Here is a 22,569-nt window from a genome sequence, read left to right as displayed (position 1 = left end):
TCTCCGACAGAATTTTTAAGTAACGATATTACTGCGATATAGAAAAATGTGTAGCCCGTTCGCACATTTTCATTCAGTTTCGTTTAGCCGCTTTGACGATAGGGACAAAGCCGTTGGCAATGCTGCCCGGCTACCATCCTGGTGCTGCACACCGGTAACCCAACAAATCCCGGCAAATAGAGAACGTACAACCTCAGCAAGTTTGTCGCCACTTTGCACGAGGCGGTAGATTCAGAAAAATCAGGTGGGAGCTCGCCTAAATTAGTTTAAAAAAAACGGCTGGTCGTCCTGTCCGCTAATAGGCGGCATAAGCAGACTAAACCGTATTGCGCGGTTTACGCGGATAAACTATTTATTCTGTTCGTCGACTGCGTCTGCGTCGTCTTTCGGGGCCTGCTCGACAACGCGTTTTTTCGGCTGCTTACTAGCCGACTGCTGATTGATGCGTTCAAGTTGGGCTAGAAAATACGAGTCGTAATTCCAGTTTGGTTTTGCTGCGATGGGTTCGGGTTTGGTATCTCTGATGTCGCTCATAGTATTTTCGTTGATTACACTCGTGTGTGGGCAGATTAACTGCATTGACATAAATTAGCGCGTATCGCCAGTAACCGGGAATCGAATAGGCTAATTGCCTAAGACGTTAAGTTTGATTCAGTGGTTATTTGAGCAAGTCGCGCTGGACGTATTAAACAACCGCGGGCTTCAGCATTGAGGTTTTGCCGACCATAATATCCGCTGCTTTCAGCATGCGTTTAAATACCGATTCCTGACAGTAAGGAATATTATGCTTTTCGCACAGCGCTTTCACTTGCGGCTGCAATTTTTGGTATTGGCTTAGCGGCAAATCCGGCCATAAATGGTGCTCAATTTGGTAATTCAACCAGCCGTAGAAAAAGTCATTCAAATTAGACCCGGTTGGATAATTGACCGAACCCAAAATCTGCCGCAGATAAAACTCTCCCTTGCTATGTGACTTTTCGTCGAACATCATCACGTCGTCGCCGGCATGATTGGGGATCATCACCAGAAAGCTGTGCATATTGGTGAAAATCTCCGCCAGCAAGGAATTGATCAACACACTGACAACGGCAAACGAACCCAGCGGTAAGAATAGCAGCGGTATTAGTACAAAACGATACGCGCTATAAGGCAATACGCTTTCCAGCCATAGCGCCTTACCTTGCGGTGTAAAAAGACTCCAGGCGCCGATACGCGTGGTTTCGGGTTTGGGTTTCCCTTGCAGTCGGGCGGCATTTAAAACTAATTCTTTATGCGTGCGCGGTGTGTAATAAATGATTTTCCAGATACCGGAAAAAAACGCCACGATGGCATAGCGTTGCCACATGGGCAGTTTGGATTGCCGCAACCATTCCATGTTGTGTTGGGCATTGTTGGGGTCGGTTTCTTCACCCAAGTTGTAATGATGCAATAAATCATGTTCGTGATGCCAGCCGGCGGGAGTCATCCAATCCGGCCAATCCAAAAACCGCCGCCAACCCTTTGCAAACTTCTTGCTGGTGTAATTTTTATCCACGTCCTGCATTTTATCGAAGGCTTTATGCACGATGGGATGGCCTACCCCGGTCCAGCGGGAAAAACTACCTTGACTGATCAACAAAGCGGAAATCGGATTGGGGAAAACCCAGGCAGTAGCGTAACCGATGAGCGAACAAACCTTTCCCCAACGTTCCACCTTTTTTAAATGGTCGAAATCTGCGGGACCAATATCCGCTAACGCTTGTTTGTGAATTTGACTGATGTCTTTGGCTAATTGCTCGCGATCAACCGACTGGTAACTATTTAAACTCAAAATGTGTTGTCTCTATAAAGTGCAAGGGAAGGATGTTGGATTCCTTCGGATAAAAAAGTCAGGATTGGAAGGCTCCGGACGGTGCTAAAAACCAGCCGAGGCTTGGACAAATTGACTGGCCGGGCAAGATGGCATAAGTCTATACACCATCCGTATTTTTGCCTGCTTTCTCAAACTTCCCGGCGCTTTGCACGTGAGTATAACGAGGCAATTTTTTAAAAAGGGTAATGGGTTGATATTAATGGTGCCGGCAATAGGAATCGAACCTACGACCTTCGCGTTACGAGTGCGGTTTTAATCAAAATCGTCGGCAACTCTCGACAAACATAAACAATAAAAAACAATAACTTGCTAGACTTTGACTACTGAGGATTGCCGAGAAAAACCGAAGTTTTTTATAGTCTAGTGGATCATCAGTGGATCATTGGAATATAATCCAAGCCACTAACAAAACGGGTTTGACCGGTGCAGCGAACACCAGCCAAGCCCTGACCGACTCACTTAACACGACAGGTTAAGCAATGGCTAAGCGCATCATATCAAATTGCCAGTTGCTATCCCAGAGGAGTAGCAATGGCAAGCATCACTAAGCGTAGCAGCGACGAAGGCGACGTTTCTTATTTTGTACGGGTACGGCTCAAAGGCTACCCACTGCAAACCGCCACATTTAAGCGACTGACCGACGCGAAAAAATGGGCAGCCTCAACAGAAAGCGCCATACGGGAAGGGCGACACTTTAAAACCAGCGCGGCTAAAAAGCACACCTTCGCGGATGCTATCGACCGTTACACGCGCGAAATCCTCCCCACCGAATTTACAGCCACCGAGCAACGTAATCGCCGGCCTATTCTCGAATGGTGGGCTTCACAGATCGGTCATTGTGTAATGGCTGACTTATCAACCGCAACCTTTGCCGATTGCCGTAACACCCTGGCAACAACCGGCGGACGCAAAGGCCGACCGTTAGCGCCTGCCACCATCAAAAAGCATTTTGTAGTTGCTACCGATGTTTTAAAGCGGTGCGTTACTGAGTGGCATTGGTTGGAGCAATCCCCGCTAAAGGATAGCGGCGTTAAATTGCCCGACTTGCCGCGCGGAATTGTTCGCTTTTTGGATGATGACGAACTTAACCGGCTGACAATCGCCTGTAAGGAATCACCAAACCCTTTGCTTTATCCGGCTTTCGTGCTGTCCATATCAACCGGCATGAGGCAAGGCGAAACGATGAACCTATATTGGCGGGAGCCGGAAACGCCACCCAGCGAAACCGCGTGGGGCGTGGTCAACCTGGCGGAATCCTGCATCATCTTGCACGAGACCAAGAACGGCGACCGGCGGCGGGTACCGGTGACAAGTCAAGCCCTGATCGAGCTGCAAAAACTCAACAAGGTTAGGCGGTTGGATTCGGCGCTTGTCTTTCCAAGCCCGACCCACCCAGGCCAGCCAATCGAGCTTAAAAAATCCTGGCTAAATGCCTTGAAACGGGCCGAGGTTAATAATTTTCGGTGGCATGATTTACGCCATTGCACCGCGTCTTATTTGGCAATGGGCGGCGCGTCAATGGTCGACATTGCCGCTGTACTGGGGCACCGCACCTTAGATATGGTGAAACGATACGCCCACCTTTCCGACGGACACATAGCCGGCGTAGTCGAACGCATGAACAGCCGAAAATTCGGCACCAACCAATAACTCCACCACCGAGAAGCCACCATGATTACCCTAGAACTTGACGATGAAACCGCCGACGTATTGTCCGAACTTGCCGAGCAACAGCACCTAAGCCCTGCCCAATTGGTTAAAACCGCACTACTCGACTACCTGGAAGACACCCAAGACGCCAAACGGGCAGAAGCCGCTTACCAGCGATATCTGGACAGCGGAAAAATCTCCCATAGCCTAGATGATGTGGTGAAAGCCTTTGGCCTGGACAATTGAGCTATCAGACGACGCCAAGCGGGACTTGCAGAAATTGGACAAGCCTGTCCAGAAACGAATAGTTGCCTTTCTTCAGGATCGGATAAAACCCGCAGACAACCCGCGAACTAGCGGCAAGGCACTGCAGGGCAATTTATCCGGGCTATGGCGTTACCGTGTCGGCGACTATCGTCTGTTGTGCCGAATTGAAGATGATGCACTGGTTATTCTAGTGATTGAGATTGGGCATCGGCGGGAGGTTTATCGGTGATGACAATAAGAATCCGGCCCCCCAATAAACAAATACTATGGGAAATAGAGGACACGCTTTTTTCACATGAATACCATCCCAATCCACCACCAGCCACCGGTGCTTATGATCCTAAAATAAAACAAAAACTTGATAAGGCGGCAGCCGAAAGAGCCTGGTTGATGAACAACCTGTTCTCGATTGATTGGCAACGAGTCAATGCAAGACCAACAGGCACAATTGAAGGCTTGACCGCACAATCAATAGGCATGGTTCCCGAGTTTGCCGACGTTCAATTTATTGAATTTGAAGCACTACCTTATTTCGAAGCTCGAGACGATTGCGAAATCATCCTGAAATTAAAAACCTTTCTAAGGCGTTTAGTCGATGCAAAAGAAAACATTTTTCCTCTGGGCGAATTAAAATCGATTGATGGCTTAGGTTGCCAGAACGCGCGATTCAACAAAGCAAATTTTGTAGCGTTGGCTTCACGTTTTGGCTGGGAAACTCCAAAAGAATTTAACCAGGCAGAAGCTACGCCAGATAATGCAGCAACACAAACTAAACTTGGTTTGACACCCCACCAAATACTAAAACCTCTTCAAAGAAGCACAAATGAGTCCCTTGTCTTGATTTATAAATTCCTCGAAAAACATGGAATAAAAAGCGGAGATACAGTGAATATCACAGCTAAAGAGGCTTGGGGGCTAATCTTCTCTGCTAAATTTAATAGCGATTTGATAGCTAAGATGAGCGGCAACAGAGGTACAGCTAAAATAACCATGAACGACGGAGAAGAGGTCGACGAATCAACTTTCGTTAAAAAATACAATTCAAGACTTACCCCAAAATAGGCCTGTTTTTTACTTATTAACCTTTTGATCTGTTAGCGTCAACTAAGGTCAGATAAGACCGACTAAGAACACAAAAAACACCGAACAAATACGATGCCCCCCAAGCCGACACAGAATAGCTCGGCGATTCTCGTAAATCCTAGAATCAGGGGAAACCATGAACCAGCATCAAACCGACACCGCGCAAACCGCACGGCAATATCTAACCGTCCAGCAATTTACCGATAAGCACCCAGCTTTTCCGATCGGCACCTTACGTCATCAAATTTTCTACGAAAATACCAACGGGCTAAAAAAATCTGGAGCTATTCTCCGGAATGGCCGCCGCGTGCTAATTCGCGAAGACAAATATTTCGATTGGCTGGAATCCCAAAACCAAAATGCAGGTGACGACGCATGAACAAAAAGCTACCGCCACCGCCTCCACCCAAAGCAACGCCAGAAGACTTGGTTAAGGTTTCGGCCACTTATGCCGCGTTTGGTATTCAACAGAATCAGGATCCGCAACCGGCTTTAAATTTTCAGTGGTCGCAAGACGCTATGAAAATCATCATCGACGCCTTGTTCCACTCCAACACCAGTTGCATGGACGCTTGGCCGGAAAGATATGACAGTGCAAGCGGCCGACATTTGGCAACCGCAATACTCAAACTGATTGACACGGTAAACAGCAAAATCCAAGAACTGACACAAGCCGACTGCTTGGCTATGGCTAATCTCACACTTGCCGATATAGAACAGATAATCCGACATATAGCGGAATTGCGAGACCTGCTCACCCGCCTTGGCGATAGCTCACCCCTTCCCGGCGGATACTCGTCGCGGGTAAACCACAGAATAAATCCCACTTCAAAGCTCATCAAGCAGTTGCGGGAGTTAATTTCTTCTACCTATGGCGCTTCTATATGACGTTCGCCCACATCGAAGACGCCGCTCGCGCTGCGCTGGCTGAGCTGGGCTTATTGCCGCCAAAGGCTTTCGAAATTGATAAATTTCAGGTTGTTGACGCAGCGGACGGAAAGCCAGGTAATGGCGCGGGACGCATTAAGCTTTTTGCCGACGGGACCGGAGGCTACTGCCAAAACTGGAAAAGTGGTGAAAAGCGCCCGTTCTTTCTAGTCGGCGAGAATACCGGCAAGCCCAAGCCACTATCTAAAAAAGAACGGGCTCGCATCGAGAAGGAACGCAAGCGCCGGCAAGCTGAAGAAGCGGCAAAGAAGGACCAGGCTGCTAAGCGGGCGCTGGCCATATGGCAAGCCGCAGCACCGGCCCCGGCAAATCACCCGTACTTAATTAAAAAGCAAATCAAGCCACATGGCGCAAGGCTTGGCCGCTGGCGCCGTGTAATACAGGATAAGTACGGCAACCGCGCCACCTTGACCATTGAAAATGCTTTGTTGTTGCCACTGTTCGATGCTGCCGGAACCATAAGAAGCCTGCAAGCCATCTTCCCAGCAAAGCATCCGATTTTGAACAGAAATAAAGATTTCCTTGCGGCCGGCGGTTTAGCCGGCTTGTTCTGGTGGCTAGGCCCACGTCCGACCCGGCCAGACGCCACCGTGTTGATTGCCGAAGGTTTTGCCACCGCCGCCACCCTCCACGAAGAAACCGGTCTCCGTGTATACCTGGCCTTCACTGCCGGCAATCTGCTGGCCGTCGGTCGGATTATTAGACAAAAATTACCGGAGGCGGACATCGTCCTCGCCGGGGATAACGATATTAATACGGAAGGAAATCCAGGCTTGAGCAAAGCTACCGAGGCCGCCGGCGACGTGGCCGGCCGCGTCGCCGTACCGCCGATCTGTGGCGATTGGAACGATTACGCTATATGGCGTAAGGCAGGCGATCATGACTGAGAAGAAGCCGCCGGTACTCGCATTTGTTAATAACGCCAAGCCAGTTGACCCTGCCAAAGCGCCCAGAAAAGGCGGAAGCGGGAGCGGCGGCGCTGGCAAGGGTTCGGCCAATGTCTTGCGATTTGGTGACTATGGCGTGGAAAGTGGTCGTTTTGTTCAATTCAAGATGATGCGCTCCGAAGGGAGCGGCGATCGGTCAGAAGGCTCTTTCCCGTTGTGCGATTTCACATGCCGCATTACCGAAGAAATCGTTGCAGATAATGGCCTGACCGAAGCTAATTTTCTGCGCATTGAAGGCAAGCGCTTCGACGGTACGCCTTTGCCGTCAATCGACGTACCCGCAAAAGCTTTCTATGCCAACCAAGGCAGCTGGGCGAACGACTACTGGGGCACCCTACCATTCATCTACCCTGGAGCCGCCAAGAAAGACAACTTGCGTGTTGGCGCCGGGAGAAATTTGATCACCCGTACCGGTTGAAATTTGACTAGGGGATGGAGCCGGTTTTTTGAGTGGCCGACCGTGGATAAGTGTAACGGAAACGGATAATGGGAAGGAAGTTTCATTATCCGCTTCCATGGATTATATAGACGTTATTCACCTCTGACACTGCCTCATTCGATGGATTTTTACTACCGCCTCGCTTAGCTTGCTCTCGGGCCTGTATTCTTACCTTGGCTTGCTCGGTGCTGTGCCGAAAGCGGTAGGACTCATTGCCGGTTTCGATGATATGACAATGGTGAGTCAACCTGTCCAGCAACGCCGTGGTCATCTTGGCATCGCCGAACACGCTGGACCATTCGGCAAAGGTTAGATTGGTGGTAATCACCACACTGGTGCGCTCGTACAGTTTCGACAGCAGGTGAAACAACAACGCGCCGCCGACCTGAGAGAACGGCAGATAGCCCAGTTCATCCAGAATGACTAAGTCCACTTGCATCAGTCTGTACGCCAACTTGCCCTGATTGCCGGTCGCTTTTTCTCGTTCAAGTTGGGTGACCAAATCAATCGTCGAGTAAAATCGTACTCGCTTGCCGTAGTCGGTAATGGCTTTGACACCGAGAGCCGTAGCCAGATGTGTTTTACCTGTGCCAGTACCGCCAACCAAAACCACGTTATGGGCAGCATCGGTGAATTGGGTTCTGGCAAGCTGATCGATCAGCGAGCGGTCAACGTTGGCGGATTCAAAGTCAAAGCCCGCTAAATCACGATGCACGGGGAACCGCGCGGTTTGTAGCTGATAACGAATGGAGCGGATATGCCGATCCTCTGTCTCGGCTTGTAACAAGTGTCGGAGCAGCCATTCCGACGTGTGCAGGCTAGTGCCGGCTTGACTGGCGACCTCGGCATAGCCTGCGGCCATGCCATAGAGTTTGAGCGATTTCAATTCGGCTTCAATATCAAGCATCTTCGCTCTCCTCAGCTAAACGGATGGGGCTGAGGTTTTCGCTCAACAAATCATAACGCCCGGTATCGGCAATAGGGGCTTCGTTTAGCTTTAAGGCATCCGGTGTGGTGATGGTGGCTGGCTCTGGCTCATGATTTTCTGGCAGGCGAGTTAACAGATGGCGTACCTGTTCAACGCTGGTATGCCCGGATTCCAGGCATCGATTGACAGCGGCGATGACAACGTCCAGGCCGTGAACCGGTACGCACGCCAACACCTCGGCCATCACCCGGTCGCCGCCGGGGCGCTTACGCAATGCACGCTGCAAAGACAACAATGGCGACGGCATCTCGGCAAACGGCGCACCGTTGCGTAACGCGCCCGGCTTGCGCTCTAACAACAGGATATAGTGTTGCCAGTCATAGCTGACCTGGTCGCGGTCGAACAACCGTGCATGACTGGCAATCAGGGCATCGTCGGCATACAGATCGAGCCTTTCCGGATATAGCCTGACACTGACCCGACGATTGGCCCAGCGACACGGTACTGAATAACGATTGCGCTTCACGGTCACCAGGCAAGTACTGGATACGCGAGCCACCACCTCGATGTAGCCGTCAAACATTCCGGGCATTGGCATCAGATGGGGTTGCTCGATCTCCACGGCCTCTTGCACGGTCATGCCGCTGGCATCCGGGCAAGGAATTTCAGCCCATAATGCCCGGCAGCGACTTTCCAACCACACGTTCAACTCTGCAAAGCTACCAAAGCATTGTTGCCCTGCATCCTGCCAGATACGGCGCCGACTATCCTGCACATTTTTCTCGACGATACCTTTCTCCCAGCCGGACGCCACATTGCAAAAGTCCGGATCAAACAGGTAATAAGCCGTCAGCGCCGCAAAGCGCGCGTTGACAATGCGCTCCTTGCCGCTCTGCACTTTATCGACCGCCGTTTTCATGTTGTCGTAGATGCCGCGCAACGGTACGCCACCCAGTACCCGAAAGGCACGGCTATGGGCATCGAACAGCATTTCGTGGCTTTGGCTGGGATAGGCCACCAGCAAAAAAGCCCGACTGGCGCAGAGTTTGGTATGAGCGACTTGTAAGCGCCGGTAAATACCGCCGACCACCAAGGACTCTTCACTCCAATCGAATTGAAAGGCCTCACCCCAACGGAATTTCAACGGCACGAACGCGTGTTTGCCGGCGTCGCTGGTACCGGCCTTGCGCCACGCCCGAATGTAATCGGTCAACTGCGTATAGCCACCGTCATAGCCGGCTTTCCGCAACTCTTCCAACAACCTCAATGCGGTACGTCTGTCGCGCTTGGGACGATAGCTATCGGCTATCAGGGCTTGCTTGAGCTGCTCTTCGTAAGGCGTCAGCTTGGTGGGTACCGAGCGACGTTGATAAGCAGGTTCGCTGCCATTAGGCATTCTCAGCCATTTTTTGACGGTATTGCGAGACAGACTGGTGCGTCTGGCAATCTCATTAATGGACAACTTATCGCGGAAATACATCCGCCGGATTTTGGCGTATAGGATCATGGTTATCACCCTTTAGGTTCCTGTCTAATTTCTGGACAGGACAGGTTAATAACCCTGGTCAATCTTCAGCCGGAATTTACCGGTTTACTTGGTCAATTTTCAACCGGCGTCAACAACTGTTGAATCTGACCCAAGGCAACATGATTCAAGCAATCCAGGGCGATGACACCCACGCCGGCGCTGAAGCCTTGCGCATGATCAAGGGCTTAACGCCTGGATCATCACTTTGGTATGCCAAAGGGGCGCTGGATCATTTGATATTCCAGCAAGTTCAAGAGATGGTTTCGCCAGGCTACTTGCGCCGTATGGAACAGCGAGCACAGAGGGAGTTTAAGCAGAGGTATTGGTGGAAGCCTGGAACAGATTTCCCGCAAAGAAAGCCTGATTTGGAGCGAGCCACAGCAAAATAAACAGTAGAGCAGTAAGAAAGCAAAAAGCCGCTAAGTAGCGGCTTTTTTGTTGTTTTAAATTTAGCCAGTGGATCATCAGTGGATCATTGCAAAAGCATGAGCCATCGAATAAAGACTAAGTTATTGTTTTAAATGGTGCCGGCAATAGGAATCGAACCTACGACCTTCGCGTTACGAGTGCGCTGCTCTACCTGCTGAGCTATGCCGGCGTGTGATTGTCTATTTGTAGATGGCTTTGGGGGTTTTCAGTACCGGCTCGGTGGCTTGCCAATCGCCGTCTGTCAGGCTGCGGAAAAAACAACTTTCCCGACCGGTATGGCAGGCGATACCGCCTTCCTGTTCAATTTTAAGCAAAATCACGTCGGCATCGCAATCCAGTTGTATATCGATAACCTTTTGGCGATGGCCGGACTCTTCGCCCTTGCGCCACAAACGCTGGCGGGAGCGAGACCAATATACCGCATAACCTTCGGCAACCGTTAAGGCCAGTGACTCGCGGTTCATCCAGGCAAACATCACCACGCGGCCGCTATCGTGCAGTTGAGCGATGACCGGCACCAAGCCGTCTGCGGTCCACTGGATTTCCTCCAGCCAGGCGACGCTCATAAGCGTACCTCTATGCCTCTGGATTGCATATGCTTCTTGGCCTGCTCTATCGTATATTCGGCAAAGTGAAAAATGCTGGCGGCCAGCACTGCGTCCGCTTTGCCTTCGATGATGCCGTCAGCTAAATGATCGAGATTGCCGACGCCGCCGGAGGCGATGACCGGAATGCTGACCGCTTCGCTGATGGCGCGGGTCAAAGCCAAGTCAAAGCCGGATTTGGTACCATCGCGGTCCATACTGGTCAACAAAATTTCGCCGGCCCCGTAGTCTTTCATTCTCACGGCCCATTCCACCGCATTAATGCCCGTTGGCTTGCGACCGCCGTGGGTGAAGATTTCCCAGCGGTTTTCCTCGCCATCGCCACTAACCTTCTTGGCATCGATGGCAACCACGATACATTGCGAGCCGAATTTTTCGGCGGACTCCTTGACGAATTCCGGCCTAAATACCGCAGCGCTGTTGATACCCACTTTGTCCGCACCGGCATTGAGCATGCGGCGAATATCTTCCAACACCCGGATGCCGCCGCCCACGGTCAGCGGAATAAACACTTCGCTGGCCACTTGCTCGACCACATGGACGATGGTGTCGCGGTTGTCGTGGGTAGCGGTGATGTCCAGAAAGGTGATTTCGTCCGCGCCTTCCCGGTCATAGCGACGGGCAATTTCCACCGGGTCGCCGGCATCGCGGATATCGACAAACTTTACGCCTTTAACGACGCGGCCGTTATCGACATCCAGGCAGGGAATAATACGTTTGGCTAAGCTCATTGTTTACGATTTACCGGCTAATAGCTCAGACATCGGCTCCGCCGAAAGACTCGGCGAGCTTTTCCCCTTCGGCAAAATCCAGCGTACCTTCGTAGATGGCCCGCCCGGTAATAGCGCCCATGATACCTTCGTGAGCTACCTCGCCGAGGGCGCGAATGTCGTCCAAATTGGTAATGCCGCCCGAGGCGATGACCGGAATATGCACCGAACGCGCCAATTTGGCGGTCGCTTCGACATTGACGCCTTGCATCATGCCGTCGCGGGAAATATCGGTGTAGATAATGGCGGCGACGCCGTTGGACTCAAATTTTTGCGCCAGGTCGATCACATCGTGGCGGGACAATTTCGACCAACCGTCTATCGCTACTTTGCCGTCTCTGGCGTCCAGACCGATGATGATATGACCAGGAAATTCAATCGATACGTCGCGGACAAAATGCGGTTCGCTGACGGCCTTGGTGCCGATAATTACGTACTGTACGCCGGCCTCTAAATAGGCCTGGATGGTGTCTTCGTCACGGATGCCGCCGCCGATTTGCACCGGCACATCGGGATAAGCCTGGACAATGGCGTTAATAACCTGGGCATTTTTCGGTTTACCGGCGAAGGCGCCGTCTAAATCGACTAGGTGCAATCGTTTTGCCCCTGCCTCTACCCAACGCCCGGCCACAGCCACCGGATCGTCCGAGAATACGGTGTCGTCTTCCATACGACCCTGGCGCAAACGGACACATTTTCCTTCCTTCAAGTCAATTGCGGGTATCAGCAACATATTTAAATCTCGACAGTTAAAACACTAAATCTAAAGGTTAGTAAAGCCAACATCTAAGGGTTGGGGAGTTACGCGGCTCCATCCCAGGCCAGGAAGTTTTGCAATAGCTGCAATCCTACGGTCTGGCTTTTTTCGGGATGAAATTGCACGGCAAATTTATTATCTTTTGCTAGTGCGCAGGTAAATGCTTGCGGATAATCGGCCGTTGCAGCACTGTCGCACGAATCGTCCGGCGCCGCATAATAGCTGTGTACGAAATAAAAGCGGCTATGATCCGGAATATTGTGCCAGAGCGGATGCGGGTTTTGCTTGACCTGATTCCAGCCCATATGCGGGATTTTCAAAACATTACCCTCGGCATCCAGCATGTGATCGGCAAAACGGCGGGCGTGACCGGGGAATATATTCAGACAGGTAATGCCGTCGTTTTCCTCGCTGTCGGTCAGCAAGGCCTGCATACCCAGGCAGATGCCCAGAAAAGGTTTGCTTTGCGCTACTTCACGAATCACATCCGCCAAACCACTCTCGTTCAGGGCCTGCATACAATCGCGTATCGCCCCAACACCGGGAAACACCACGCGATCGGCCGTGCGGATCACCGAGGCATCGGCTGTTATTTGCACATTTACGCGGCTATCGGCATGTTGAAGCGCTTTGGCAATGGAATGCAGATTGCCCATTCCGTAATCGATAACGGCTACTGATGACATAAAACTAGTGATTCAGGGTCAGGGGTTCTAGGCGGAAAGCGTGGAAATTATAGACTGCCTTTGGTGGAAGGCATGATACCGGCCATCCGCTCGTCATGGCTGATTGCCATCCGCACGGCCCGGCCAAATGCCTTGAATACGGTTTCGGCAATATGATGAGCATTGCCGCCTTTCAGATTGTCGATATGCAAGGTCACACCGGCATGATTCACAAAACCTTGAAAAAACTCTTTAAACAAATCCACGTCGAAATTACCGATGAACGCGCGTTTGAATTCCACTTGATAAAACAAGCCGGGACGGCCGGAGAAATCCACCACCACCCGCGATAACGATTCATCCAGCGGGCAATAGGCGTGACCATATCGGTAAATGCCTTTTTTATCGCCTAGCGCTTTGGCAAAGGCTTGACCGAGCGTAATGCCGATGTCTTCCACGCTGTGATGGGCATCGATATGTAAGTCGCCATGCGACACGACTTCAATGTCTATCAAGCCGTGCCTAGCGATCTGATCCAGCATATGATCCAAAAACGGTAAGCCCGTGGTAAACGCGGCTGTGCCGTTGCCGTCGAGATTAATGGAAACTTTGATCTGGGTTTCGAGCGTATTGCGCTCAACCTGGGCGGTGCGTGGGTTCATGCTTGATGCGGATGGCTTATTTCGGCGCTAGTTTACGTGATTGTGACAACTACGCCAAACTCTTGCTGGCGATCTCATAGACATCCTTGGATAGATGCTCGGTAGCGACGATACGCTGTAATTGCTGTTTCATCAAGCCCTGCCGGGCTGCATCATAACGCCGCCATTGCGCCAACCCGGTTACCATCCTGGAGGCGATTTGCGGATTGAGGGTATTTAGCGCCAAGACCTGATCGGCCAGGAAGCGATAACCCTCGCCGTTTTGGGCATGGAAGTGCAGCGGATTGGCTTGACTGAAGGCGCCGATCAAGGATCGTACCCGGTTAGGCGTTTTCATATCAAAGGCTGGATGCTGCATCAAAGCCTGCACCGTAGCAAAGGTATTGGGCATGCTACTGGTGGCTTGCAAGGTAAACCATTTGTCGATAACCAGCGCTTCTTGCCGCCATTGCACATAAAAACTGTCCAAACTTCTGGCCTTGGCCGGATGATTGCTGTTCACAATCGCTGACAGCGCGGACAGCTGATCGGTCATATTCCGGGCACTGTAGAACTGCTGCTCGGCGATATGATAAACGTCCGCATTTTCCAGTTTGCTCAAATAACTCAAGCAAGCATTTTTCAAACGCCGCCGCCCCACTGCACCGGCATCGAAACTGCCGGATTCGTCCCGATGATGTTCCGAGTACAACTGCTTAAACTCGGCTTGCAATTGCTCGGCCAGGGTTTTTTTCACAAATTCGCGGGCTTGATGGATGGCTTCGACATCAATGACAGCCATCTGCCCGGATAAATAACTTTCTTCCGGCAGCGCCAGCAACAGCGCTTGATAAGACAAGTCGCCACCGCTATCGGTCAGCACGCTGCGATAGGCATCGACGATAACCGGCTCCAGCTGCAAAGGCCGACCCAACTCTATCGCGTCGATCAGCTTGAAAATCACTTGCACCGCCAGCTGTTGACCAGCTTCCCAGCGGTTAAAGGTATCGCTGTCGTGTCTTAGCAAAAATGCCAATTCGTCCAGGCTACGCTCCATTTTCAGCGTAACCGGCGCGGAAAAGCCTCTTAGTAACGAAACGACTGGCTTTTGCGGCAGCTTAGCAAAACTAAAGGATTGCTCCGCTTCCGTGACATTCAAAGTGATTTCCGCCTGACTGGAACCCTTGTAATGAATCTGCGCAGCCGAACCATCGGCGGCGAGCAAACCCAGTTTTACCGGAATATGCAGCGGCGCTTTCACCGGCTGATTTGGGGTGGGAGGACAGCTTTGCTGAATGGCCAAATGCAGTTGTTGCGATTCGGCGTCGTATTGCTGACTGACCGTCAACACCGGTGTACCGGCTTGCGAATACCAAAGGCGAAATTGATTTAATTCCACACCGTTAGCATCTTCCAGAGCCTTGACAAAATCCTCGCAAGTTACCGCCTGACCGTCATGGCGTTGAAAATATAAATCACAGCCCTTTCTGAAACCGGCCGCACCCAGCAAGGTGTGCAGCATCCGCACCACTTCCGCGCCTTTTTCATAGACGGTCAGCGTGTAGAAATTGTTGATTTCGATATAAGCTTCCGGACGAATCGGATGCGCCAGCGGGCCGGCATCTTCGGCAAATTGCCGAGTGCGCAAGGCGTTGACATCTTCTATACGTTTTACGGCTGGCGAAGTACGATCACCGCTGAATTGCTGGTCGCGAAATACGGTAAAGCCTTCCTTCAAACTCAACTGAAACCAGTCGCGGCAAGTTACCCGGTTGCCGGACCAGTTATGGAAATATTCGTGACCGATCACGCCTTCGATGTGCTCGTAATCGCTGTCGGTCGCAGTATCCGGGCGCGCCAACACGAACTTGGTGTTGAATACGTTCAGGCCCTTGTTTTCCATCGCCCCCATATTGAAATGGTCGACCGCGACGATCATGTACAAATCCAGGTCGTATTCCAGGCCGTAAGTCTCTTCGTCCCAGCGCATCGCGTTTTTTAAGGACTGCATCGCGTGAGCGCATTTGTCGACATTGTGCTGCTCGACAAATATTTCCAGCGCGATATTGCGGCCGCTCATCGTAGTAAATTGGTCAGCCACGCATTCCAACTGCCCGGCCACCAAGGCAAATAAGTAACAAGGCTTGGCGAATGGGTCTTCCCAGCTTACCCAGTGCCGATTGCCATCCAATTCGCCGCTGCCGGTTTTATTGCCGTTGGACAGCAAGACCGGGTATTTGGTCTTATCGGCGACCAGCGTGGTTTTAAACCGGCTCATCACATCCGGCCGGTCCAAAAACCAGGTGATTTTCCGAAAGCCCTGCGCCTCGCACTGGGTACACAGCATGCTGCTGGATAAATACAAACCTTCCAGCGCCGTGTTAGCTTGCGGATTGATGACATTTTCGATGACGATCTGAAACGGCCTATCCTGCGGCACTTCATGCACGACCAAGGCTTCTTCGCCCAGCACATACTGGCTCTGCTCCAGCGCTTGGCCGTCTATCGCGATACTGACCAACTGCAATTCCTCGCCAAGCAAGGTCAATGCGGTACTGCTGTCCTTGCTTTGCGGATTGCGGCGCAGACTCAAGGTCGAGCGGACCTGCGTGTGTTGCTCGTCGAGATCAAAATTCAGTTCAATCCGGTCGATCAGATATTCGGGCGGGGTGTAGTCTTTCAGGAAAACCGTTTGCGGGCTTGCATCACGCATCATTTATCGCTCGTCTTGTTTGACAGGTTGTGGCGGTTTATAGGAAATCAGCCAGTAAGTAAGGCCCAATGCCACGATGACCGCAGCAATGGCCGTAATATAAGCCGGATCCAAATCCTTGAAATCCAGCATGATGACTTTTCGGGCCACGGCCATCAAGGCAGTGGCTATGACCATTTTGATCGGTAGTGTGTCGTGTTTAATGTACAGCGTGATGTTGATAAATATCTCGATCGCGATCAACACTGCCATGAACGAACCAAAGATCACCAGTATGTCGGAGACCGTCAGCATCAAAAACGGTGCCGCGACCACTCGCTGATACATCACGTAGCCCACGTCAGCCACGCCCCACAAAATCACCAGCACCATCAGTACCGCCAATATTCTGACCGCAAAGTGAATCACCGCGTGCAGGACTTTGAGCATGGCATCTTCCGGAACCGGCGGCACTTTTACTTCGTGGGTATCATCCCGGCGACTAGCCCCGGGCCGAGTGGATGCCGGTGGCGGCATGGAAGGTCGAGCGGGCGGTTTCGTGTCCATCTACAACTCCTGGTTTTTCTGCCAAGCCACATAAGCCAATAGGGCCCATGCCGCTAAAAAGGCCAGGCCGCCAAACGGCGTAATCATGCCCAGCCAACCGATATTCAATATCGCCAGTAAGTATAGACTGCCGGAAAACAGCACGACGCCTGCCACCAAACACCAGCCGGCCATTCGCAATAATTTATGTTCCGGTAACACCGCAATCAAGGCCAAGGCCAATACATGCCACATCTGGTAGCTTACCGCGGTTTTATAAACTTCCAGCAGATGCTCGGATAATAAATGCTTCAAGCCATGCGCACCGAATGCACCCATTGCCACGCCGATAAAACCGCCGACGGCGGCCAGAAACAAAAAAGGTGGACGCATTATTTCTCCAACAGGCGCGGCATCAGTTGCACCAGATTACACGGCCGGGTGCGGTAATCCAATTGTTCCTTGATTAAGGAATCCCAGGCAGTACGGCAGGCGCCGGACGAACCGGGCACGCAGAATATGTAAGTGGCGTTGGCCACACCGGCAATAGCCCGCGATTGCATCGTCGAACTTTTGATGTCCTGGTAGGAAATCATCCGAAACACTTCGCCAAAGCCATCCAGTACTTTATCCAACAAAGGCAGAATCGCTTCCGGTGTGCCGTCGCGGCCCGTCACGCCAGTGCCGCCTGTCGTAATAACCGCATTGACTGCCGGATCGGCGATCCAATGACTGACGGCGGCGCGGATTTGGTAAATATCGTCGGGAACGATTTTTTTATCGATCAAGTTATGCCCGGCCGCGGTCAAACCGGTGACCAAGGTTTGCCCGGATACGTCGTCTAATTCAGTCCGCGTATCGGATACCGTCAACACGGCGATATTGATAGGAATAAACTCTCGGACTTCGCTCACAGCAGGGCTCCAGATAAAGGCTACCGCATTCTATGTAAAGCGCCGCCGGACAAGCAAGCATTGTTTAATTCGCCGGCTGTCATACCGGCTTAACCGATAATGCCGTAAACTCCGGATATTGATTGCAATTCAGTTAGCCGCCGCCTACTCGACCATGCCTATCCAGATTTCCCGTTACGAAAAAATCGCCAGTCTGGCCGCCTTGTGCCTGCTGCTATTTGCCTGCTACCAAGTATTAAGGCCGTTTATTTTCGATTTGTTGTGGGCAGCCATTCTATGTTTTGTCACCTGGCCGCTGTATGCGCGTTTGCGCGACTGGAAGCTAACAGCCAACTGGGCCGCCACCGCCATGGTCCTGCCGATAGGCATATTACTGCTAACGCCGTTCGTCGCCGCCACGCTGACATTTACCGAAGATATTAACCACTTGCTGCAATGGCTTAACCAGAGCCGGCACGTGTGGCCGGAGCCTCCGGCTTGGCTGCAATCGTTGCCGGTAGTCGGCGACAACGCTGTCGCTGCCTGGCAAAGTGTCGGCGAAGACTCCAGCCGTCTCGTCAATCTGGCCCGGCAATACGCCTTGGGCGCCAGTAGCTGGTTGCTGCAACAGGGGATTGGCTTAGCCGGCGAACTGATGCATATGGGCCTGGCTATTTTGGTACTGTTTTTTTTCTATCGCGACGGCGAACACGTAGCCCAACACGTCGTGATTGGCGTCGAACGCCTGGCCGGCGAACGCACCCAACGCATCCTGCACATCGTGCGTTCCAGTCTGCGCGCGGTGGTATACGGCATACTCGGTACCGCGCTGGTGCAAGCGCTAGCCTCTATCCTGGGCTTTGTCATCGCCGGCGTGCCTTACGCCTTTGTGCTGGGCGTAATCGCGTTCTTCTTAATGATCATTCCCGCAGCCGGCACGGTGATCTGGCTGCCGATTGCCTTGTGGTTGCTGGCGGAAGGCGAGACCGGTTGGGCGATCTTTATCGCACTGTGGTTTTTGCTGTTTGTCGGCACTATCGACAACTGGCTGCGGCCGATTTTGATCAGCAGAGAAGTGGAATTACCGTTTGTGCTGATCGTATTCGGCATTTTCGGCGGCCTGCTGGCTTTCGGCTTTATCGGCGTATTTATCGGCCCTACCTTGCTGGCAACCAGTTATGCCTTGGTTCTGGACTGGCTGATTCGTAACGAACACGAGGAACAAAACAATGAAGCCGGCTTGAATGACAGCTAATTTTCCGGCTATTTACGTGCAATACCAACGCTAATTGCCGGCCCCACACTAAACTGAAATACGCCAAAGTAAGTTATTGCTATCATTGTCGCCAGTTTCCTGGTAGATTCGTAGTCGTGATCGAACCGCAGTGAGATCACAAACGACCGACAATGACAGCAAAACTGCAACCTTGCCCCTCGTACTCCTACCGTCTCCTCTTGTAATTGCCTTCCGGCAGCCCGAAGAAACGTCTTAATTAATTCAGCACTACCCCAGCAACATCGAGGCTTTATGATTTTACGCACTCCGCCACCACCCCGTATCGGCTGGCACTACGACACCTATTTCCTGGCACAATTGAACAAAACCAAAAAACAGGCTCCGCGTCTTAATATCCGCTAGTTCGGATACGCTCGCTAAACCTTAGCGACAAACGCTAATTCGCCGACGACCAGTCATGTAAGCCGAAAGCTTTATGGCCCGGGGTTTGCTTCCGAAACTAACGGAGGATAATAATCATGTCGGTGAAACACCAATTTACCATCTGCCCCACGCAACAACTTCCCGAACTCGGCAAATTTTCGTTTGAACTGCTCTATCGAGGCGCGCCGCAACATGCGGTCCTGATTCGCTTCCAAGGCGAGGTCTACGGTTATCTAAACCAATGCGTGCACATGCCCCGAACATTGGATTGTGAGAACAGCAACATTTTCGACGAATCGGGACGCTATTTGCAGTGTTCCATGCACAGCATTTGCTACGACCCAGTCAGCGGCGAGTCTTTAAGCGAAATTTGCCTGGGCAAAAAACTGACCGCGCTGAAAGTTAAAGAACAAGACGAATGGATTTACTTAGTGGATAAACGAGCCGCGATTACCGGTTGAGGCTTTGGCCTGGGGCGAAACAACCAGCATCGCCCCATTTATTTCAGACCGTTTTAGCCGTGCGCGGCGCCTTCTTTGATCTGTTGTTCCAGTTTTTCGTGCGCGCGTTCCAGTTTGGCGAACACTCTTAAAATATCGGTGGCGGACAATATGCCTACCAGTTTGTCTTTTTCCACCACAGGCAAAGCGCCGACCCGGTGTTCCGCCATCATTGCCGCTGCTTCCGACGCCGGAGTTTCCGGGGTAACGGTGTAAACGCCGCGGTGCATGATGTGCACGACTTTTTGGGAAACCACATGCAATTGACTGTTGTCCTTACTGGCCTCCACCGCATTGGAATTACTTTTTGGCCCCAGAGCTTTGTATAAATCCCGGTCGGAAACGATACCGACCAATTTGCCTTTTTCAACCACGGGCAGATGACGGATTTTTTCGTAATGGATCAAAAAGAACACGCGATCAATCAGATCGTGCGGTTCGACGGTAAATACCTTGGTAGTCATTAATTCTGCTACACGCATGATGTTTCTCCAATAAAAATGTCTGTAAAAAAGTAAGTAAATTCTGACGCAATAGTGACACTATAGCCAGGCAAAATTTAGAAATATCGCAGCGTCATGGATATGCACAGCCATTAAGTCGCGATGAACAGGCCGTGAACCGTTAGCTCATGGAGTTTGAATGAACTCAATAAATCGTCCCGCCTAAATCCAGATAGGTCAGATAAAGCCGCATATCAAATTCCAACTGGTGATAGTCCGGTTCCATGTACTCGCATAATTTGTAAAACGCCTTGTTATGTTGCTTTTCGCGTAGATGCGAAAGCTCGTGGACGACGATCATTTTCAAAAACTCCGGCGGCGCAAGTTTAAAGATCGCGCCGATGCGAATTTCATTTTTCGATTTTAAATTGCAGCCCTGCACCCGCGAAACCACCGAGTGCAAACCCAAGGCCTGATGTAATACATCGATTTTGTCGTCGTAAACGACTTTGCTGAGCGGAGCGGATTGCCGCAGAAATTGATTTTTAAGAGCCATCGTGTAGGCATAAAGCGCCTTGTCGGTCTTTATATCATGCGGTCGGGGGTATTTTTTTAGCAGTAGCGCGGGCAGTTTGTCGCTGTCGATCAGCGTATGGACTTGCGCGGTGATGGCAGGCGCATAGCCGGCCAGGTATTTTAACGGGCGCATAAGCTAAAACCACGCACCGGTTGGTTCAGTCCCATGGCGGCTCGTCTCCGTCATAGGCTACGAAGTTTTTATCGCTGGAGCGGGTAGTGCCGCCGACTACGCTATCGGCTTTTGGTTTTCTCGATTCGTCGCTGGGCAATTGAGCAAGACCAGGCTCGGTTTGCCATTTGGCAAACAGCGCCATGTCTTTATTGGCGGGGACATACCATTTCTTGACAGCGGCATCCCATCTGGCGCCAAGCGCCTTCGCCGCGTCCTTTTCGGCGTAGGGTACATTCAGGTAAGTTTTCGCGTCAGCCATTTACCGCAGTCGGTTCAAAATTAATTGCATCGCAATATTGTAAATCATTGCTTATGCAAACGACGCGGATAATCCAATCTTACCTTTTGAAAACCTGGCACCAAATGAATTTGACGAAACAATAGCCTGATCGGCCAAGCCGCTGAACAATCAAGTCCTACGGTTTTTTGCGATTCGAACCCATAGTGCTGGCAAACGTGGTCGCTGCGAGCAATGCTGAGGAAATAATAAAATCGCCCGAAATAAATTCGATAACGCCAGTAACAAACACCAGCCCGGTCAAAATGTCTTTGTGTAAGCGGTTCATGGTCGCTTCCCGAAGTAATAAACGCATTTAGACTATATGCCCGACTACATTAATTAACAATGACACTAAAAATACATTGATTAATCCCTAAAAGGAAACAACCAAATAAGCCAACCCCCAAGCCGATTCAGATTTAAGCCCAATCAAAATTTTAAGATCAGCCCGATAGACATTCAAAAGCTTGCGCGGCACAATCAAGGCAGCAGGCAGACAGGGCTTATCTATTATTTAGACGCCGAAACGGCAGCGCCAACAGGCCGACAAAGCCCAACTGGGCACTATCGCGAAACTCGGACAAACCTATCATCATTGCAGTTTGTGCTTCGCGCGCTTGTGGACAATAGGTTTTGAACAATCTATCCCAACACGACAGCGAGATGCCGTAATTGCTGTCGGTCTCAGCTTGAAAGGCAGAGTGATGAATACGGTGCATGTCGGGAGTCACTATCAAATAGCGCAACCCGCGCTCGACCAAGGGCGGCAGGCCCACATTACCGTGATTAAATAACGCGCAACCGTTCAATATCACTTCAAAAGCGATCACCGCGAACGGATCTGCTCCAAGTAACACCACCAGCGCGACCTTATAAAGCATCGACAGCATGATCTCCAAGGGATGAAAGCGCACCGCTGTCGTGGTGTCGAAATCCATATCGCTGTGATGCACTTGATGCAAGCGCCAGAACCAGCGCCAACGATGAGCGGCGATATGTTGGGCGTAAATTGCCAGATCCAGCAGCATCAGACTCAGCGCTATCGACAACCAACGCGGCACCAGCAGCAGATTGAATAAGCCGATTTGTTGTTCGGCAGCCCAATTGGCCGCCAGCCAAGCCGCGGCGCCGATACTCAGCCGCATCACCCCAACATTCAAAATCGCCAAGCCCAGATTGACCGGCCAGCGTCGGCGCCGTTCCAAACTTAATTGGCGCTTGGGCCGAGACCACTCCCAAGCCGCCATGACCAAAAAAATCCCCAGAAACACGCCCAAGCGCACCATTGCTTCCAT

At 51.5% G+C, this 22,569-nt stretch carries 29 protein-coding genes and 2 tRNA genes; 11 read left to right on the top strand and 20 right to left on the bottom strand.

Going from position 1 to position 22,569, the window contains the following annotated elements:
* Positions 1–348: 348 nt before the first annotated feature.
* The 3 genes from G006_RS0117455 to G006_RS0117445 form a co-directional block, all read right to left on the bottom strand.
* Positions 349–534 (bottom strand): hypothetical protein, encoded by a 186-nt coding sequence (locus G006_RS0117455; protein WP_152428967.1) that lies wholly within the window; start codon positions 532–534, stop codon positions 349–351.
* 151 nt (positions 535–685) lie between these two features.
* Positions 686–1,810 carry a fatty acid desaturase family protein gene (locus G006_RS0117450; protein WP_020484511.1) on the bottom strand — a complete coding sequence of 375 codons (1,125 nt, stop codon included), beginning with the start codon at positions 1,808–1,810 and terminating at the stop codon, positions 686–688.
* A gap of 242 nt (positions 1,811–2,052) precedes the next feature.
* Positions 2,053–2,122, bottom strand: a tRNA-Thr gene (locus tag G006_RS0117445).
* A gap of 261 nt (positions 2,123–2,383) precedes the next feature.
* On the opposite strand from G006_RS0117445, the gene G006_RS0117440 reads away from it, so the two are divergent.
* The 8 genes from G006_RS0117440 to G006_RS0117405 all read left to right on the top strand — a co-directional run bounded on the left by G006_RS0117440 (position 2,384) and on the right by G006_RS0117405 (position 7,165).
* Positions 2,384–3,502, top strand: a complete 1,119-nt coding sequence (locus G006_RS0117440) for a site-specific integrase (protein ID WP_020484510.1) — start codon at positions 2,384–2,386, stop codon at positions 3,500–3,502.
* 21 nt (positions 3,503–3,523) lie between these two features.
* Positions 3,524–3,748, top strand: coding sequence for a DUF6290 family protein (locus tag G006_RS0117435; protein ID WP_020484509.1), 225 nt, complete (start codon positions 3,524–3,526; stop codon positions 3,746–3,748).
* Positions 3,732–3,998 (top strand): type II toxin-antitoxin system RelE family toxin, encoded by a 267-nt coding sequence (locus tag G006_RS0117430; RefSeq protein ID WP_020484508.1) that lies wholly within the window; start codon positions 3,732–3,734, stop codon positions 3,996–3,998. Before G006_RS0117435 ends, G006_RS0117430 begins: the two co-directional genes overlap by 17 nt.
* A complete protein-coding gene (locus tag G006_RS0117425) occupies positions 3,998–4,831 on the top strand; it encodes a hypothetical protein (RefSeq protein ID WP_020484507.1) in 834 nt (277 codons plus the stop codon). Before G006_RS0117430 ends, G006_RS0117425 begins: the two co-directional genes overlap by 1 nt.
* Before the next feature lie 157 nt (positions 4,832–4,988).
* Positions 4,989–5,231, top strand: coding sequence for a hypothetical protein (locus G006_RS0117420; RefSeq protein ID WP_020484506.1), 243 nt, complete (start codon positions 4,989–4,991; stop codon positions 5,229–5,231).
* Positions 5,228–5,740, top strand: a complete 513-nt coding sequence (locus G006_RS0117415) for a hypothetical protein (protein WP_020484505.1) — start codon at positions 5,228–5,230, stop codon at positions 5,738–5,740. The genes G006_RS0117420 and G006_RS0117415 overlap by 4 nt, the downstream gene beginning before the upstream one ends.
* A gap of 53 nt (positions 5,741–5,793) precedes the next feature.
* On the top strand, positions 5,794–6,687 hold the full coding sequence (locus tag G006_RS0117410) for a toprim domain-containing protein (protein ID WP_235048883.1): 894 nt from the start codon (positions 5,794–5,796) through the stop codon (positions 6,685–6,687).
* A complete protein-coding gene (locus G006_RS0117405) occupies positions 6,680–7,165 on the top strand; it encodes a hypothetical protein (RefSeq protein ID WP_020484503.1) in 486 nt (161 codons plus the stop codon). Before G006_RS0117410 ends, G006_RS0117405 begins: the two co-directional genes overlap by 8 nt.
* 85 nt (positions 7,166–7,250) lie before the next feature.
* Here the strand turns inward: G006_RS0117405 and istB are convergent, their stop codons facing one another.
* Both istB and istA read right to left on the bottom strand, forming a co-directional pair.
* A complete protein-coding gene (istB, locus tag G006_RS0117400) occupies positions 7,251–8,093 on the bottom strand; it encodes an IS21-like element helper ATPase IstB (protein WP_020483041.1) in 843 nt (280 codons plus the stop codon).
* Complete coding sequence (gene istA, locus G006_RS25825; RefSeq protein ID WP_020483042.1) at positions 8,086–9,621, bottom strand: IS21 family transposase; 1,536 nt, start codon at positions 9,619–9,621, stop codon at positions 8,086–8,088. The genes istB and istA overlap by 8 nt, the downstream gene beginning before the upstream one ends.
* 119 nt (positions 9,622–9,740) lie before the next feature.
* Here istA and G006_RS0117390 point away from each other — a divergent pair, with 119 nt between their 5' ends.
* Complete coding sequence (locus G006_RS0117390) at positions 9,741–10,031, top strand: hypothetical protein (protein WP_152428966.1); 291 nt, start codon at positions 9,741–9,743, stop codon at positions 10,029–10,031.
* A gap of 133 nt (positions 10,032–10,164) precedes the next feature.
* On the opposite strand, the gene G006_RS0117385 is transcribed toward G006_RS0117390, so the two are convergent.
* From G006_RS0117385 to moaB, 10 genes are all read right to left on the bottom strand, one after another.
* Positions 10,165–10,240: transfer RNA gene (locus G006_RS0117385), tRNA-Thr, on the bottom strand.
* 10 nt (positions 10,241–10,250) lie between these two features.
* Positions 10,251–10,637: a phosphoribosyl-AMP cyclohydrolase gene (hisI, locus tag G006_RS0117380; RefSeq protein ID WP_020484501.1), complete on the bottom strand. Its 387-nt coding sequence runs from the start codon at positions 10,635–10,637 to the stop codon at positions 10,251–10,253.
* Entirely contained in the window at positions 10,634–11,407 is a 774-nt protein-coding gene (gene hisF / locus G006_RS0117375) for an imidazole glycerol phosphate synthase subunit HisF (RefSeq protein ID WP_020484500.1), read from the bottom strand. The genes hisI and hisF overlap by 4 nt, the downstream gene beginning before the upstream one ends.
* A 25-nt stretch (positions 11,408–11,432) precedes the next feature.
* Positions 11,433–12,179 carry a 1-(5-phosphoribosyl)-5-[(5-phosphoribosylamino)methylideneamino]imidazole-4-carboxamide isomerase gene (gene hisA, locus G006_RS0117370; RefSeq protein ID WP_026147134.1) on the bottom strand — a complete coding sequence of 249 codons (747 nt, stop codon included), beginning with the start codon at positions 12,177–12,179 and terminating at the stop codon, positions 11,433–11,435.
* Positions 12,180–12,247: 68 nt separating this feature from the next.
* Positions 12,248–12,889 (bottom strand): imidazole glycerol phosphate synthase subunit HisH, encoded by a 642-nt coding sequence (gene hisH, locus G006_RS0117365; protein WP_026147133.1) that lies wholly within the window; start codon positions 12,887–12,889, stop codon positions 12,248–12,250.
* Positions 12,890–12,936: 47 nt separating this feature from the next.
* Positions 12,937–13,530 (bottom strand): imidazoleglycerol-phosphate dehydratase HisB, encoded by a 594-nt coding sequence (gene hisB / locus G006_RS0117360; protein ID WP_020484497.1) that lies wholly within the window; start codon positions 13,528–13,530, stop codon positions 12,937–12,939.
* Positions 13,531–13,579: 49 nt separating this feature from the next.
* Positions 13,580–16,222, bottom strand: a complete 2,643-nt coding sequence (gene pepN / locus G006_RS0117355; RefSeq protein ID WP_026147132.1) for an aminopeptidase N — start codon at positions 16,220–16,222, stop codon at positions 13,580–13,582.
* 3 nt (positions 16,223–16,225) lie between these two features.
* Complete coding sequence (locus G006_RS25820; protein ID WP_020484495.1) at positions 16,226–16,768, bottom strand: phosphate-starvation-inducible PsiE family protein; 543 nt, start codon at positions 16,766–16,768, stop codon at positions 16,226–16,228.
* A complete protein-coding gene (locus tag G006_RS0117345; protein WP_020484494.1) occupies positions 16,769–17,140 on the bottom strand; it encodes a DUF423 domain-containing protein in 372 nt (123 codons plus the stop codon). It lies immediately after the preceding gene.
* Positions 17,140–17,661 (bottom strand): molybdenum cofactor biosynthesis protein B, encoded by a 522-nt coding sequence (moaB, locus tag G006_RS0117340; RefSeq protein WP_020484493.1) that lies wholly within the window; start codon positions 17,659–17,661, stop codon positions 17,140–17,142. Before moaB ends, G006_RS0117345 begins: the two co-directional genes overlap by 1 nt.
* 154 nt (positions 17,662–17,815) lie before the next feature.
* On the opposite strand from moaB, the gene G006_RS0117335 reads away from it, so the two are divergent.
* The gene (locus G006_RS0117335; RefSeq protein WP_033194315.1) at positions 17,816–18,895 is read left to right on the top strand and encodes an AI-2E family transporter; all 1,080 of its coding nucleotides are present in this window, start codon (positions 17,816–17,818) and stop codon (positions 18,893–18,895) included.
* Between the two features lie 500 nt (positions 18,896–19,395).
* On the top strand, positions 19,396–19,761 hold the full coding sequence (locus G006_RS0117330) for a Rieske (2Fe-2S) protein (protein ID WP_020484491.1): 366 nt from the start codon (positions 19,396–19,398) through the stop codon (positions 19,759–19,761).
* Between the two features lie 53 nt (positions 19,762–19,814).
* Here the strand turns inward: G006_RS0117330 and G006_RS25815 are convergent, their stop codons facing one another.
* The 5 genes from G006_RS25815 to G006_RS0117305 form a co-directional block, all read right to left on the bottom strand.
* A complete protein-coding gene (locus G006_RS25815) occupies positions 19,815–20,282 on the bottom strand; it encodes a CBS domain-containing protein (RefSeq protein WP_020484490.1) in 468 nt (155 codons plus the stop codon).
* A 166-nt stretch (positions 20,283–20,448) separates the two neighbouring features.
* Positions 20,449–20,952 (bottom strand): M48 metallopeptidase family protein, encoded by a 504-nt coding sequence (locus G006_RS0117320; protein ID WP_020484489.1) that lies wholly within the window; start codon positions 20,950–20,952, stop codon positions 20,449–20,451.
* Between the two features lie 25 nt (positions 20,953–20,977).
* Positions 20,978–21,253 (bottom strand): DUF5710 domain-containing protein, encoded by a 276-nt coding sequence (locus G006_RS0117315; RefSeq protein WP_020484488.1) that lies wholly within the window; start codon positions 21,251–21,253, stop codon positions 20,978–20,980.
* A gap of 157 nt (positions 21,254–21,410) precedes the next feature.
* Complete coding sequence (locus G006_RS28665) at positions 21,411–21,587, bottom strand: hypothetical protein (protein ID WP_020484487.1); 177 nt, start codon at positions 21,585–21,587, stop codon at positions 21,411–21,413.
* A 190-nt stretch (positions 21,588–21,777) separates the two neighbouring features.
* Positions 21,778–22,569, bottom strand: coding sequence for a sterol desaturase family protein (locus G006_RS0117305; protein ID WP_020484486.1), 792 nt, complete (start codon positions 22,567–22,569; stop codon positions 21,778–21,780).

Origin of the sequence: Methylomonas sp. MK1, from assembly GCF_000365425.1 — a bacterium.
Taxonomy (GTDB): Bacteria; Pseudomonadota; Gammaproteobacteria; order Methylococcales; family Methylomonadaceae; genus Methylomonas.
The sequence above is the reverse complement of the archived record's forward strand: the minus strand, read 5'-3'. Positions and strand labels throughout refer to the sequence as shown.

Bases quoted from the DNA above. Each gene is read 5' to 3' on its own strand.
- G006_RS0117455 (WP_152428967.1), bottom strand. From the start codon at position 534: ATGAGCGACATCAGAGATACCAAACCCGAACCCATCGCAGCAAAACCA.
- G006_RS0117440 (WP_020484510.1), top strand. From the start codon at position 2,384: ATGGCAAGCATCACTAAGCGTAGCAGCGACGAAGGCGACGTTTCTTAT.
- G006_RS0117435 (WP_020484509.1), top strand. From the start codon at position 3,524: ATGATTACCCTAGAACTTGACGATGAAACCGCCGACGTATTGTCCGAA.
- G006_RS0117425 (WP_020484507.1), top strand. From the start codon at position 3,998: ATGACAATAAGAATCCGGCCCCCCAATAAACAAATACTATGGGAAATA.
- G006_RS0117420 (WP_020484506.1), top strand. From the start codon at position 4,989: ATGAACCAGCATCAAACCGACACCGCGCAAACCGCACGGCAATATCTA.
- G006_RS0117415 (WP_020484505.1), top strand. From the start codon at position 5,228: ATGAACAAAAAGCTACCGCCACCGCCTCCACCCAAAGCAACGCCAGAA.
- G006_RS0117405 (WP_020484503.1), top strand. From the start codon at position 6,680: ATGACTGAGAAGAAGCCGCCGGTACTCGCATTTGTTAATAACGCCAAG.
- istB (WP_020483041.1), bottom strand. From the start codon at position 8,093: ATGCTTGATATTGAAGCCGAATTGAAATCGCTCAAACTCTATGGCATG.
- istA (WP_020483042.1), bottom strand. From the start codon at position 9,621: ATGATCCTATACGCCAAAATCCGGCGGATGTATTTCCGCGATAAGTTG.
- hisI (WP_020484501.1), bottom strand. From the start codon at position 10,637: ATGAGCGTCGCCTGGCTGGAGGAAATCCAGTGGACCGCAGACGGCTTG.
- hisF (WP_020484500.1), bottom strand. From the start codon at position 11,407: ATGAGCTTAGCCAAACGTATTATTCCCTGCCTGGATGTCGATAACGGC.
- hisA (WP_026147134.1), bottom strand. From the start codon at position 12,179: ATGTTGCTGATACCCGCAATTGACTTGAAGGAAGGAAAATGTGTCCGT.
- hisH (WP_026147133.1), bottom strand. From the start codon at position 12,889: ATGTCATCAGTAGCCGTTATCGATTACGGAATGGGCAATCTGCATTCC.
- hisB (WP_020484497.1), bottom strand. From the start codon at position 13,530: ATGAACCCACGCACCGCCCAGGTTGAGCGCAATACGCTCGAAACCCAG.
- pepN (WP_026147132.1), bottom strand. From the start codon at position 16,222: ATGCGTGATGCAAGCCCGCAAACGGTTTTCCTGAAAGACTACACCCCG.
- G006_RS25820 (WP_020484495.1), bottom strand. From the start codon at position 16,768: ATGGACACGAAACCGCCCGCTCGACCTTCCATGCCGCCACCGGCATCC.
- G006_RS0117345 (WP_020484494.1), bottom strand. From the start codon at position 17,140: ATGCGTCCACCTTTTTTGTTTCTGGCCGCCGTCGGCGGTTTTATCGGC.
- G006_RS0117335 (WP_033194315.1), top strand. From the start codon at position 17,816: ATGCCTATCCAGATTTCCCGTTACGAAAAAATCGCCAGTCTGGCCGCC.
- G006_RS0117330 (WP_020484491.1), top strand. From the start codon at position 19,396: ATGTCGGTGAAACACCAATTTACCATCTGCCCCACGCAACAACTTCCC.
- G006_RS25815 (WP_020484490.1), bottom strand. From the start codon at position 20,282: ATGCGTGTAGCAGAATTAATGACTACCAAGGTATTTACCGTCGAACCG.
- G006_RS0117320 (WP_020484489.1), bottom strand. From the start codon at position 20,952: ATGCGCCCGTTAAAATACCTGGCCGGCTATGCGCCTGCCATCACCGCG.
- G006_RS0117315 (WP_020484488.1), bottom strand. From the start codon at position 21,253: ATGGCTGACGCGAAAACTTACCTGAATGTACCCTACGCCGAAAAGGAC.
- G006_RS28665 (WP_020484487.1), bottom strand. From the start codon at position 21,587: ATGCGTTTATTACTTCGGGAAGCGACCATGAACCGCTTACACAAAGAC.
- G006_RS0117305 (WP_020484486.1), bottom strand. From the start codon at position 22,569: ATGGAAGCAATGGTGCGCTTGGGCGTGTTTCTGGGGATTTTTTTGGTC.